Genomic DNA, 14,150 nt, shown 5'->3' on the forward strand with positions numbered 1-14,150 from the left:
CTTATTTTCTCCTGTCGATAAATTTAACCGGCTTGCGTACCGCTTCAGGGAATTGTAATTTCTGCATTTCATCAGCTTTAAGATAGGTAATGTGCGGGCTCACCCTTAAACGGGCCTGCAAATTAGCGCGGATCTTTCGGTCGCACTCATCAGTATAATTTGCAGGCAGCAAGTGCAGCAATACTTCGTCCATCCCAATCTCGTTGGAGTATACTTCGGCCACAAAATCGTTGATCTCTTCCATCTCATTCAGCAGATCAAAAAGCGCCGGCGGATAAAGTGTGGTACCTTTAAACTTGATCATCTGCTTTTTACGGCCCACTATGGATGACAGCCTGATACTGGTGCGCCCACAATCACAAGGCTCATCAAAATAATGGCAGATATCTCCGGTTTTATACCTCAGCAGCGGCATGCCCTCAACGCCAAGGGTTGTAATGGTAACCTCGCCCGATTCGCCTGGGGCAACCGGGTTGTTCTGCTCATCCAGTACTTCAACTATCAATAGCCCGGGCTGGTGATGGCCTCCCCTGCCCTCGCCGCATTCGGTAAAAGCGGTTTGCATTTCGGTTGAGGCATAGGTTGAATACAGCTTGATATCCCATGCTTCGGTTATTTTTTGGCCGAGGATATTCAGGCTGAAATCGGTATTACGGATGTTCTCGCCAATACAAACCGCCTTTTTTACCGACGATGCATTGATATCGATACGATGTTCCTGCGCAAACTGGATCAGCTTTAGAATAAAAGAAGGCACAGCAACTATAGCCGTCGGCTTCAACCGCAAAATGGTTTCCCATTGCAGTGATGGCACACCCGGCCCCAGCCTGATAATGCCCGCCCCTATTTTGCGGATACCCGAATAATAGGCCATACCGGCCATAAACTGCCTGTCGAGCGTGAGCATCAACTGGTACAGGTCGGCAGCTGAACCATCGGCACAGGTAAAGGAATTATATTCGTTATAAGCCAGCCGCTCAAGATCGTTTTCGGTTAGGGCGATGGTTACCGGGCTGCCCAGCGTGCCGGAGGTAGAACTGTATTCAATGATCCTCCCCTTATCCACACATAAAAAATCGTCGTTGCGTTTTTGCAGGTCTTCTTTGGTGGTGGTCGGGATCAATCGCAGATCATCAAGGGTTTTAATCCGGCTGATATCGATATGATGCTGTGCAAACAGGTCTTTATAAAAAGGCGATTTTTGGCTGAGGTATGCCAGCAGCTCCTGCAGATTTTGCTCCTGGTATTTTACAACCTCGTGTTTGGGCTGGTATGCTAATGATTTAGGCGGATGTACTGTCACTTTTCAATAATTACCACGGCTGATGCCATTGTTTTTAAATGGGTTAATGATACGGAAATTTTTAACGGCCCGTTGCGGTTAATCACTACCGCGCTTTCGCCGATAGGTTCTAAAATGGGTTTGCCGCTTTCATCATTAGTGATTTCTATTTCGTTAAAGGCAGTATCTTTTAGCCAGCCGGTGCCCAGGGCTTTAAAAAAAGCCTCTTTGGCGGCAAAGCGTGCGGCATAATGCTGATACTTGTTGGTCTTACTCTCACAATAAGCTATTTCCTTTGCCGAAAAAACCAGCTCACGAAAACCCTGCTCTTTGGCGATGCTGCTTTGCACACGCTCCACCTCTATCATATCAATACCTACACCTAAAACTGTCATGAGCTTAGTTTTTTAGTACATTTTTCAACCTGTTTTTTGATATAGTTTTCCTCGTTTACAGTGGCAATCACTTTCGTTAAAGCAGTTTTGTAGTAACCAAGGGCTTTTTTATAATCGCTGTGCTTAAACGAGTAATCGCCGGCAATCACATATGCGTGGTAAAATTGCGGATTGCTGCCCACCACGCTATCGGGGTTGATCACCTCACCGTCAAAAGCTTTTTGTTTCAGCGTACGATAGGTTATAAAATTACGATAAGCCCGGGTGTTCAAAAACGTATCGGGCTTAATGGTAAGCGCGGTATCCATAATTTCATGATCGGCTTGCATGCCTTTCATGGCGAAGATCTTTTTTAAATCATAAGCCACAAACTCGCCCAGCTGCCATGGCGAAGTAGAAACCCAAACCAGCAGCTTCTGCGGCTCAAACACCACCGAGTGGTGGGCAATCAACTGGTTAAGTGCTTTTTCATTGCCCATGCCGATATCTTCGCCGTGCAGGCCTCCGCGGTCACGTAAAATGTCGACTGTTTTTTGCACGGTGTTCTTGCCTTCGGCATTCAGCAGTTCCATTAAACGCTGGTAACGATAGGGCGAAGCACTGTTGCTCAGCTGCACCAGGTTTTCTTTAGAGTGTGCCAGCCCCTTGCTTTGAAAGTGGTTGGCACAAACAATAAAGTTTTGGTGAGGATCATACACATCCAGCGTATCAGGTGTTTTTTCAATCACTACAGCCTTGTTATCCTCTGCCGAGGCTACCAAAAATGACTCGGACACAAACATTTTGCGTTTTTTAGCTATCGCGATAGCCTGGTTAATGTTTTGGGCATACTGCAATATCTCGCGGGCCACTAAAGATACCGGCGTAGCCGAACCCGACGGAATATTGGTTTTATCAGCATTAATGGTAACGCTCAGGCCTTTCTCGTTCATGCCCGATACTGCGCCCACAAAGCCGCCCCAGGTTATGGTCATGAATTTATGCCCTTCGGATGGATTAAAAAAAGCCACCATTTTATCCCGCGCAAAATTATCGCCTACATAAAAATCAAAATTACGGCCAACGATCATGGTACCATCGGCCGAGCGGTCATTCCAGGTACCGAACGAGGTGCAGCCCACCAACGCCATACTCTGTAAAGCGTGACCAATATCATGCGCCGCATGGTAGTTCAAGATGCGCTGATAATTGGAGCCGATAAATTGGTATTTGTCTGATGCGGATTTAGAGATACCGTAGATCTCCTCTTTATATTCCTCGTTTACATTTTTAGCCAGATCGCGGTTAAACCAGGCTATAAAATACTTCAAAAACGAAAGGTATGATTTTGAAGGAATGATCTTGTTGATCTGATCGGTAAAATAAACCTCCTGGTTCACCACCAACTCTTTGCTTAGTTTGCCGTTGATCACCCCGCGTTCAAAAGGTTTGCCCTCCACATACATTTCAAACAAACCGCTTTTGCTTTTCCTGAACCAGTTATCGCCAATGGTATAAAAGCCCGGAGATGGTTGTTTGCGCTGTAATTGCAGGCTGCTCAGGTCAGCAGGTTTTGGGGGATAATCAATAGCAACGCAATACAGGTAAATAAAGCCAACGAGCAGCAATCCAACAAACACAAGGCCTGTGTACAGCAACCTTTTCCCAAACCGCTTCCAACTGAATTTCCTGTTACGCATTTCTTATTTTATCTATCAGGTCATCATTACCCAGCAAGGCGCAACAGGTTACTATCCCGCTCATGGCGGCACCTAAAATGCCATGTAAATTAAGGTTTTGCCCCGTGAAGTACAAATTAGGCAGTTTGGTTCGCGGCGAGATGAATGTTTTCAAAGGGTGTTTATAGTCCTTGGCTATGCCATAAAGCGAGCCATCATCATTTCCAATATAATCGCGGTACGAGAGTGGCGTGGCGGTATAGTACGAATGTATCACATCCCTTAACCCCGGAAATTTCAACTCCACATCGTCCAGTAAAACTTCGGCTTTTCGCTTTTTAAATTGCTCATAAGTTTCGCCCCGGTAAGCCTCGTCAGATACGGTGTTGAACGTATCCTCCCAGGGCTTAACCTCTTCATAACGCATGTAAGCCAGGATGGTCATGCCATCAGCATATTCCGTATTTTTTGATGATGGCGTCATGAACACCGCATAACCCAGCGGCCAGTTTTGCGCTGTATAATCGGCCATGTGCCATACCTGCCCATCCTTAAAGCTGTAAACGTTATGGCTAAAATATTTAAACGAGTCTTTTTTAAATACAATATTGATGGTGAACGACGATACCGAGTTTTCCAGGCTTTTCAGCCGGTTACGGTACACATTTTTAATCACCGCCGAATCCGTCATCTCCAATGTTTTTACCGGGTGGATGTTGGAAATAAAATGATTGGCATACAGCTTTTCGCCATGCTGCAGTTCAACGTACGTTATTTTACCATCCTGTTCTACCAGTTTTTTCACGGCTTTATTCCGGATGATAACGCCGCCCCTGTTGCGGATATTGCGGGCTATCAGTTTGGCAATCTGCGAGCCGCCGTCAACACATTTCCAGGAGCTTTCAATGTAGCTGTTAAGGATGAGCGCATGTACATACAACGGTGTTTTATCCGCCTGTCCGGCGTATAATGAGTTGTTGCCTGCCAGTACCTGCTGCAGTTTTTTGTTATTGGTGATGGATGCCAGGAATGCTTCGGTATCTACCTCCAGCACATCTGCCTTTTCATAAAAATCATCTGATGAACGCAAATTATATAACGGAAACTTATCGCAAACCTCCTTCAGTTTATCGCAATAGGTGCGCAAAGCAGGCTCCTCATCCGGGAAATAAACCAGCAGTTGTTTAATGAAATTATCATAGCCCTGAGCCTGCGGATATTCAACCGGGTCGTTATCGATCATGATCTTATCAAAGGCATCGGGGTTTTGCTTTTCCAATTTCAGGTTATCGATAATATCGATATACTTAAAGATCTGATATAGATTTTGCCCTTTGTCGAGCCCGCCAAGATAATGCACCCCCGAATCAAAAATCACCCTGTCGCGCACATAGGTTTGCAGGGAGCCGCCAAGCTGCTTGTTTTTTTCAACAACACAAACCCTGTAACCTTCACGGCCCAGCATATCGGCACAAACTAAACCGCCCATACCGCTGCCTATGATCAGTACATCAAACTTATCGTTCATCTAAACCGGCTGTCCTTCCTTTTTGATCACAAAAATAATATTTGAGGTGTATTTCGTGTTGTCAATTTCGGTTACCGAAAGACAATGCGATGCTGCTATATCCCGCACCATTTGCCCCGAAAGAAACGAAAGGCCATTTGCCCCCGTTTTATTAAAGCCGAGCAATTTGGTCGAAAAAGTTTCGGTAAGCTCCGTTCCTTTATGCCTTTCCTCCATATCTTTATTACCATCCCTGATGATGAGCGTACCACCAGGATTAAGCCGGTTAATGCATTTTTCTATCAATTGTTTTTGTTCAGCGGGCTGTAAATAATGCAGCATATCTGCCATGATAATGGCATCGTACCGCTGCATATCAAAAGCAAGGGCATCGGCATAAACAAAATTAATGTCAGCCGTTTTGCTAAAGCAATTGGCGGCAACCTCTATCTTTTCCTCGTCATAATCAACCCCGGTAAACTCGCGCCCCGGTGCAGCAAAATGCAGCATGTAGGGCATAAAACCATAACCGCAACCCAGGTCGAGCATTTTGCCTTGTTTAGGCAACAGCTCATGAAATACCTGGTAGCTTTTCTCCAGCCGAATTTTAATCCGCATATACCATTCCAGCACCGGGCCTTTGTACAGGTAGTTGTAAAACAGCTGTTCTTTAAAATAGGCAGGCTGCTCAATTTCGGCGCTTAGCTTTTGATATTCTTCTTTAAAATACCGGCTGATGTTTTTTGTCCGCTCGGCATATCCTTTACCAAATGTAGTATCATCAGCGGCAATACGCGGCAGGTATTTAATGGTTATGGTACCGTTTTTGAGCAGGAAATCGCCTTTGGTCATGTTGTAGCCGGTGCCATGCAGCACAATGGGCAGGATATCCATGCCCAGTTGTTCGGCCAAAAAGAACGCGCCTTTATGGAAACGCTTCATTTTACCATCGGGCGAGCGGCTGCCTTCGGGGAAGACCACCATCGAGTAGCCCTGCTTTACCTTTTCGGCCAGTTCATCAATATTCTGCTCTACCCCCTCAGCCACCGGGAAATAGCCTGCCATCCGCACCACCGCGCCAAACACCGGCGAGTTCCAAACCCAGTGGTTGGTAAACAAAATAAGCTTGGGGTGCTGCATGATCAGCACCAATATATCCAAAAACGACTGATGATTGCTGATCACTACAGCAGGTCTATCAAACTTATCTTTATTCACAACCCGCTTGGTCAGGTTAGGCATAATGTACATCATCGACCAGCAAAACTTCGACAGGATAGCATGATAAACGTATTTGCTCCTCCCGCCTTTAAAAGGATTAAGCTTAATTAACACAAAACCGATCAGGCTGGAGAGCAGGCAGCCACTCACAAAATAAGTGAACGCGAAAACAGAGATCACAAAACCGCTCAATGTCCAGGGGAAACGTTTTTTCTGCACCCTGTTCCTGATCAGCAAATTGAACAGAAACGGGATTAAAATCTGCGCCATCACCACCACGCAAACTATCCCGATAATGGAGATGAGGGCAATGGAGCGCAAGGCCGGGTGTTTGGCAAAGATCAGCACACCCAAACCCACGACCGTTGTAATAGCCGAAAGAAAGATGGACGACTTGTATGACGATAAATTCTTTTTACCCGTTTTATATTCCTGCAACAAGCCGTCCATAATGAACAGGCTATAATCATCGCCCAAACCAAATATCAGTGCCGATATAATGATGTTCACGATATTGAACTGAATGCCCAGCAGGCCCATCAAACCCAGGATCCAGATCCAGGAAATAAACATCGGGATAAATGATACCAGCGTAAGTTCGATACGCCCGTAAGTAAGCAGCAGCACAGTAAACACCAATAACGACGACATGATGGCGATGCTGGTAAAATCATTATTGATAATACCCACAAAGCGGTTTGTAAGGTATTGCTTGTCAACTACGGTTACGTTGGGTGTATTTTCAAACAGGTTGTAGATCTTGTTTTTATCCTGCGGCGATATTTTCACCAGCGTGATCACCCCTGCCCTCCCCGGACGCTCGGTAATATAATCATCAAGCAGGCTTTTGCGGATGCCGGCCATTTCGGCTTGTCCAACCGGTTTAAAATCTTTACTGATGAGCTCCTGAAAATGATCAAAAGCGGAAGGTTTAAAACCTAAAACCGTCCCTTCTTTCAACAGTACGGCCATCAACTGCTGTTTTTTTGCAGGTGTCCAATAGTTGTTCCAGCGGGTTATGCGGGCTTTTTGCAATGAATCCGAAATGATAAGGGATGATACGCCGGAATATTTTTTGACGATGCCATTTTCCTTCAGTTGTTCAATTTGTGCAGACAGCTTTTCATTCACGCGAAGCGCTTCATCAAGGGTTTTGCCTTCGGCCAGGAGATAAACTGATTGCAGCGCATATTTGTTAATGGCATTCAGTTTAGCTTCAGATGCCTTGAGCTTATCGGTCATGAAATTCATGCGGTTCATATCCGTTTCAAAACTTACGTTACGGGCTGTGTAACTGAACACAACCGTAAGGATTATAATGGGCGAAATAATGAACTTGTTGTACTCGGGGTTGTAGGCAGCTATTTTATCTATCCATGATAGTTTGGCAATATGCTCATCCTGCTCTTTTTTTGAAGCGATGAAATGCGGCAGGAACACCAGTGAGCAAAAGGAAGCGCCGATCAAACTAAAAGCCGCAAACAGCCCAAGATCTTTCAGCATTTCCGATTCTACAAACTCCAGGCAAAAGAACCCGCCGATGGTGGTAAAACTGCCCACCGTAAGCGGCATTGCCAAATCACGGATCACCTGTTCGATACTGCGGGTATGCCGGTAATGGTTAAACACATGCAACGAGTAATTAACCGCGATACCAAGCACCACCGACCCCGTACCCAACGCAATCACCGAAATACTGCCCTTTACAAAATAAATCACCGCCAATGAAAACAGCGCGCCAAACAGCACCGGCACCAGGATCACTACCGGAGCCCGTTTCTTTTTAAAATAAAACCCCAGGAAAACAATCAGGAAAACAACTGTGATGCCTTGCGTAAACATGGAATCCCTGCGTAATTGCAAAGCGTTGCCTACCGAAACGGCAGTTGTACCAAAGTAGCTGCAATTAATAATCCTGAAGTTTTTGTTTTGCAGGCTATCAATGGCATTATCCAGGCCTTTAAGCAGCACGGTATTCTCCCCGGTATTATTGGGCGAATATTTTGGTGTGATGAACAGCAGCAGGTTCTTGTGATCTTTGGTCATCACATAGCTATCGTACAGCTCAAAGTTTTCGTCGTACTGTAGCTGCTGTAATTTTTTGAGGCCGAGGTATGAGATCCCAACCGGGTCGCTGCTGATCATGCTTTTCAGCGCTAACCCTGCGGGCGAGGTCAGCGTACGCAAGTCGCGGGCAAGGGTTTCTTTTACCCGGGTCGGCCTGATAAGCGTATCGATATTCAGATAATCGCGTTCGTTCAGGTAAATGGGCAGGCTTTTATTGATAGTGCCAAACAATTCCATCACCAGGCCGTCATCAACCTTAGCATTTATTTTGCTGATGTACCCCGGCAGTCTCCGCTGAACGGTTTCGGTAAAACTATCGGCAAAGGCAATGAGGCTATCGGGCTGCTGCTGTGCGGAATCTTTAAGCGATACCATCACCACCAGCTTATCAACAAATTTGGAGTTTTGGAAAATGTAGTTAAGCTTTTCTATCTTTTTATCCTTCGGCAGTACTTTGGAGATATCCTCCTCAAACCTGATCCGCGAAGCAAAAAAACCGACAAGCACAAAGCTTAACGCAAACACCGTATAAAACAGCGGCTTGCGGGCATTGAAATAATTATAGATGCTTACCAGGATTTTTTCCATGAATTACAGCGCGGGGACAGGCCTCCGCTTAAACAGCTTCAATAAAGCAAAAGTGAGCAATCCTGCTATAATACCTGCAAAAATTGCCAGCGAAATGCTGCCGTAAAGATATTGTTCCAAATGTTCGCCGATGGCCTTAATCGAAATTTTGTCCAGGGGGATATCCACATCTTTACCGCCCATCCAAAGGCTGCCGGTTTTGTAACTCAAAAAAATGATAACCGGGATCATGGGCGCAACACTGATGTGCGCTGCCGTAACCACAATGGCCTTATTGAGCCTGAACAGGAAGGCTAATGAAATAGCAACCAAAAGCTGGAAGCCCCAGATAGGCACAATCCCCATAAAAACACCGAATGCTACAGATTTGGCCTTAAGCTGCGGCGAGTGATCGGGATTAAAAAACAGGTTTTTGACCATCTGCTTCCCTTTTTTTTTATCAAAAAGCGTCCGGAAAAAATCACGTGGTTTGATATAAGCGAAAGTAATGATGACCAATATGGTGTTGAGTACGCTGATACGGGAAAAATCCTGGAAAGGCCTAAAATGTGAGATCCGGGTTTCCTTCGGTGCATAATAAACTTTAACCGGCACCCAATCAATCTTAATACCTTTCCACGCCGCACGAACGATCACCTCTATCTCAAACTCATATTTACGGGTGATGAATTTGCTATTTTTTAGCAGGTGGATAGGATACAACCTGTAGCCCGATTGTGTATCCGGGCATTTGATCCCCGTTTCCACCCAAAACCAAAAATTGGAAAACTTGTGCCCAAAACTGCTTTTACCCGGCACGGACGATTGCTCCATATTGCGCGAACCGATGATGAGCGAATCTGGCTCCTGTTGCAGTTTTTCGATAAAAGCAGGCAGGTCTGCGGCAAAATGCTGACCGTCCGAGTCGATGGTGATGGCGTGTTGATACCCCTGTTCAGCAGCAAATTCAAAAGCTTTGCGCAATGCCCAGCCCTTGCCCACATTTTGGGTATAGCTTACTGATTTTATTTGCGGGAATGATTGAATGATGGCATGTGTGCCGTCGGTCGAGCCGTCATTTATAACTATAACCTGGTCGGTATAAGCTAAAACATCGGTAATAACAGCGGCCAGTGTGCCCTGGTTATTATAAGTGGGTATAATAACGCATACCTGTAATTGTTTAAACTTTGCCTGTATCATTTGTAAGTTATCCGTCATATATCAATCGCACGTACCGGCTTCAGTCCAGGTTTTTATCAATGAGTTTTGTGGGTTTACGTTTAATGTTTTACAAAGTTATTCTTTCAGGTTAAATTAAACGTTAAATTTTTGCATCCGATATAACCAAATAAAACAGAATCTGTCGAGTCACAAGTCCGCCCCTGCACCATCCTGCACACAAGACTTGCGCCAGAGGAGTTATAAATCATGTCATTGCGAGAAGCTGGCAAGGGTGGGACACCGGGGCGACGTGGCAATCGTATGCTATACAGGGCGGTTATACTTCCGTGCGATTGCCGCGCTGCGCTCGCAATGACATATTTGTTGCTGGCATTTCTAAATGCAATACATCCCGCCCATAAACCGTTTAATACCCATTCCTAAATCCGAACATTTACCTTATTTTCGCCCTGATTTTGTGGAAAAGAATAATCAAACCTTATTAATTAAACGTATTGTGCCCATGCTACAAATTGGAGGGAAAGCCCTTTCGCTGGACGATTTTTACCAGGTGATCTATAAAAACAGCGCGGTTGTTCCTGATGAACAGGCGCTGCAAAAGGTGCAAACTAACTTCAGCTTTCTTGGTGGCTTTTCATCCAATAAACTTATTTATGGCATCAATACGGGCTTCGGCCCTATGGCGCAATATAAGGTAAGTGATGAAAACCGTCTGCAACTACAATATAATCTCATCCGCAGTCATGCTTCGGGCGGGGGTAATTTAATGCAGCCCCAGGTGGTAAAGGCTTTGATGCTTGCCCGGCTTAACAGCTTTATGCAAGCCTACTCAGGCGTACACCCCGAACTGGCAAATCTGCTTGCCGAACTCATTAACAAAAACGTTACCCCCTGCATATTTGAACACGGCGGCGTAGGCGCCAGCGGCGATTTGGTACAGTTAGCACATCTTGCATTGGTTTTAATAGGCGAAGGCGAAGTGATCTATAACGGTGAAGTACAGCCAACTGCTGCTGTTTTTGAGCAGCTGAACATCAAGCCGCTCTTAATCCACATCCGCGAAGGCCTGGCTATTATCAATGGCACTTCGGCCATGACGGGGATCGGTTTGCTGAACATTATCCGTGCTAAAAAGCTGTTGGGCTGGTCGGTCATGCTTTCAGCTATGATCAACGAGGTGGTTGAAGCTTTTGACGACCATTACTCCTACGAACTTAACAAAGTAAAACGTCATACAGGACAAAATGCTATCGCTGTCCAACTTCGCGAGATTCTGAAAGATAGTCAAATGGTTCGGAGCCGTTCGGAGCATTTATACAATCCCGAAAACCTTGACCAGGAGATCTTTGAGGATAAGGTACAGGAATACTATTCGCTCCGTTGTGTAACACAGATCCTCGGGCCAATATATGACACCATCGCCCAGGCAGAGCGTGTTGTTGTGGATGAGCTGAACTCTGTGAACGACAACCCGGTTATCGATCATGAAAACCATAACATTTTCCATGGCGGTAATTTTCACGGCGATTATGTTTCGCTGGAAATGGATAAACTAAAAATAGCCATTACCCGGCTGTCCATGTTATCAGAAAGGCAACTGAACTATTTGCTGAATGACAAGCTTAACCAAAAATTTTCCCCGTTCTTGAATTTGGGCGTACTTGGATTTAACTTCGGGATGCAGGGCATGCAGTTTACGGCAACCTCAACCGTAGCCGAAAATCAAACCCTTTCGTATCCGATGTACGTACACAGTATCCCGAACAATAATGATAACCAGGATATTGTAAGTATGGGCTGTAACGCGGCATTATTAACCAAAAAAGTGATCGACAACAGTTTCGAAGTGCTGGCTATCCAGGCCATGGCCCTGCTGCAGGCTGTCGACTACCTCGATTGCGCCAACAGACTGTCTACCCAAACCAATAAAGTATATACCGATTTAAGGGCTATATTCCCTAAATTTATTGAGGATAAACCCAAATACCAGGACCTGCAGCAAGTGAAAGCTCATTTTGAAACGGCCGAAATATTTCCTGAATTTATTAAACCTTTTAACACCAAAAACATCATATGAAATGTGCATTAGTAACCGGCGGCTCAAGAGGAATTGGCAGGGCCATTTGCTACAAAATGACTGCTATGGGTTATTATGTGCTGATTAATTATAAAGGCAACATTAATGAGGCTAACAACACCCTCGCACAGATCAAAGCTGATGGCGGTGACGGCGAACTGTTGCAATTTGATGTAGCCAACAAGAACGACATTCAGGAAAAGTTAGGTGGCTGGATAGAAACCAACACCGAAAAGTACATTGAAGTTTTAATAAACAACGCTGGTGTAAAAGACGATGGCCTGATGATGTGGATGAAGGACGAACAGTGGGACGGTGTCCTGAACACCAGCCTCAACGGTTTCTTTTACGTTACCCGGCTGGTACTTAACAGCATGCTGGTTAAAAAATACGGTCGCATAGTAAACGTGGTTTCGCTTTCGGGCCTGAAAGGCTTGCCGGGGCAGGTGAACTATTCAGCTGCCAAAGCGGGGGTGATCGGTGCAACCAAAGCATTGGCCCAGGAAGTTGGCAGGCGCGGCATAACCGTTAATGCCGTAGCCCCAGGCTTTATAGCTACCGATATGACCGCCGGGCTTGATGAAAAGGAACTGAAAGCGCTGGTGCCCTTAAAAAGGTTCGGTACACCGGAGGAGGTAGCACATGCGGTAGGGTTTTTGGCATCGCCGGAGGCTGCTTATATTACAGCCGAGGTGCTTTCGATAAATGGAGGGTTGTATTCGTAAAATATACCAAAAGCAAAGAAATACCGCCGCCGCTCGGCTCCAGCCAGGTGGCAACTATCAAGCGGCCTCTGGCCGCCGGGGCTAAAAAGTTCCCCTCTTGAGAGCAGGGCTGTTGCATTCTAAATATTATAAGTTAACTTGAGGTCAAAAAAGTTAGGATGGATAAGAGCATATTAGCGTATTTATCAGAGTTACCGGATATAAGGCGAAAGGCAGGCCAGCGACATGACCAGACTTTCATTCTGTTGCTTGTGTTAATGAGTACAATGAGCGGTTATCATGGCTATCGTTCGATGGGTGATTTTATAAAGCGGAATGAAGTCGATCTTTTGGCCTTCTTTCAGCCTAATAAAGCCCGCCTTCCAAGCTTTTATACTATAAGACGTGTAATACAAGATTTAGACTTTAACAGCTTAAATGAGAGTTTCCATAAATGGGCCAGTCAGCATATTGATTTGTCTAAAAATGAATGGCTACATATAGATGGTAAGGCAATGAAAGGGACGATGAGCGATTATTCCCTTGACAAACAACGATTTGTAAGCCTGGTAAGCCTGTATAGTAGCAGGAGTAATCAAGTCGTTGGCCATGGTTTAGTTGACAACTCAAAACAAAGTGAAATCTCTGTAGTTCAGCAGCTTATTTCCAGTTTAGGATTACAGGGGGTAACGTTTACACTTGACGCATTACATTGTCAAAAAAAACGGTAGAGGCTATTATTGATACAGATAACAATTATATAATAGGTGTGAAGAAGAATCAAAAGAACCTTTACAAAAAGATCGAAACCATTACATCGGACGAGGCAATGGTTTGTAGTAAGTTTGTTGAGTTGTTGAAAAACAAAGGGCGAATAGAACGTAGAACGGTTTGGGTGTACCCGGGAACAGAGGAAATCAGTAACACATGGGCTGGGGTAAGCCAACTTATTAAAGTGCATCGCTGGGTAAAAGAAAAAGGAGGTATCCGGGAAGAATACGCCTTTTTCATCAGTAGCTTAATCGGTAATGCGCAAACATTCTGCCATGGTATTAAAAGCCATTGGAGTATAGAAAACAGTCTTCATTGGGTAAAGGACGTGACATTTAACGAAGACGCTTCACGAATTAGAACATCCAATGCGCCTGAAAATACTTCTGTGTTCAGAAACATAGTTATTAATGTATTTAGAATAAATGATTACCCAAACCTTGCACAAGCGCAAAGGCTTGTTTGCAACGATATCAACAGGTTAAAACAACTATTAAATTAGAATGCAACAGCCCTGCTCTTGAGAGGGGGCGCGGAGGAATGCGCGAAAGCAGGGGTGTGTTATGCAAGCGATAAGCAAAAAGCAGACACACCCCTACACCCCTCTCAAGAGGGGAATCGCACTTCCCGGCGCGCAAAAAGATAAATAAGTAACAAACACAAACGTAATTAACTCTTAATATAAACTTAATTATAAGCTATTAAGATACAGGTAT

Annotated in this window: 8 protein-coding genes and 1 pseudogene; 3 read left to right on the forward strand and 6 right to left on the reverse strand. The window is 45.0% G+C overall.

Annotated elements, in window-relative coordinates; translation table 11 throughout:
- Position 1: 1 nt before the first annotated feature.
- From SNE26_RS22295 to SNE26_RS22320, 6 genes are read right to left on the reverse strand one after another with little or no spacing between them, the layout of a single operon-like run.
- Positions 2-1,303: an AMP-binding protein gene (locus SNE26_RS22295; protein WP_321556081.1), complete on the reverse strand. Its 1,302-nt coding sequence runs from the start codon at positions 1,301-1,303 to the stop codon at positions 2-4.
- A complete protein-coding gene (gene acpS / locus SNE26_RS22300; RefSeq protein ID WP_321556082.1) occupies positions 1,300-1,677 on the reverse strand; it encodes a holo-ACP synthase in 378 nt (125 codons plus the stop codon). Before acpS ends, SNE26_RS22295 begins: the two co-directional genes overlap by 4 nt.
- Positions 1,674-3,356, reverse strand: a complete 1,683-nt coding sequence (locus tag SNE26_RS22305; RefSeq protein ID WP_321556083.1) for a C45 family peptidase — start codon at positions 3,354-3,356, stop codon at positions 1,674-1,676. Before SNE26_RS22305 ends, acpS begins: the two co-directional genes overlap by 4 nt.
- On the reverse strand, positions 3,349-4,863 hold the full coding sequence (locus SNE26_RS22310) for an NAD(P)/FAD-dependent oxidoreductase (RefSeq protein WP_321556084.1): 1,515 nt from the start codon (positions 4,861-4,863) through the stop codon (positions 3,349-3,351). The genes SNE26_RS22305 and SNE26_RS22310 overlap by 8 nt, the downstream gene beginning before the upstream one ends.
- Positions 4,864-8,718, reverse strand: a complete 3,855-nt coding sequence (locus tag SNE26_RS22315) for a 1-acyl-sn-glycerol-3-phosphate acyltransferase (protein WP_321556085.1) — start codon at positions 8,716-8,718, stop codon at positions 4,864-4,866.
- Positions 8,719-8,721: 3 nt separating this feature from the next.
- Positions 8,722-9,918: a DUF2062 domain-containing protein gene (locus SNE26_RS22320; protein WP_321556086.1), complete on the reverse strand. Its 1,197-nt coding sequence runs from the start codon at positions 9,916-9,918 to the stop codon at positions 8,722-8,724.
- Positions 9,919-10,384: 466 nt separating this feature from the next.
- On the opposite strand from SNE26_RS22320, the gene SNE26_RS22325 reads away from it, so the two are divergent.
- The 3 genes and pseudogenes from SNE26_RS22325 to SNE26_RS22335 all read left to right on the forward strand — a co-directional run bounded on the left by SNE26_RS22325 (position 10,385) and on the right by SNE26_RS22335 (position 13,936).
- Positions 10,385-11,959, forward strand: a complete 1,575-nt coding sequence (locus SNE26_RS22325) for an aromatic amino acid ammonia-lyase (RefSeq protein ID WP_321556087.1) — start codon at positions 10,385-10,387, stop codon at positions 11,957-11,959.
- Positions 11,956-12,684: a 3-oxoacyl-ACP reductase FabG gene (fabG, locus tag SNE26_RS22330; RefSeq protein ID WP_321556088.1), complete on the forward strand. Its 729-nt coding sequence runs from the start codon at positions 11,956-11,958 to the stop codon at positions 12,682-12,684. The genes SNE26_RS22325 and fabG overlap by 4 nt, the downstream gene beginning before the upstream one ends.
- A 158-nt stretch (positions 12,685-12,842) precedes the next feature.
- A pseudogene (locus SNE26_RS22335) lies at positions 12,843-13,936 on the forward strand (ISAs1 family transposase).
- The last annotated feature ends 214 nt before the right edge of the window (positions 13,937-14,150 follow it).

The sequence above is a fragment of the Mucilaginibacter sp. cycad4 genome, from assembly GCF_034263275.1.
Taxonomy (GTDB): Bacteria; Bacteroidota; Bacteroidia; order Sphingobacteriales; family Sphingobacteriaceae; genus Mucilaginibacter.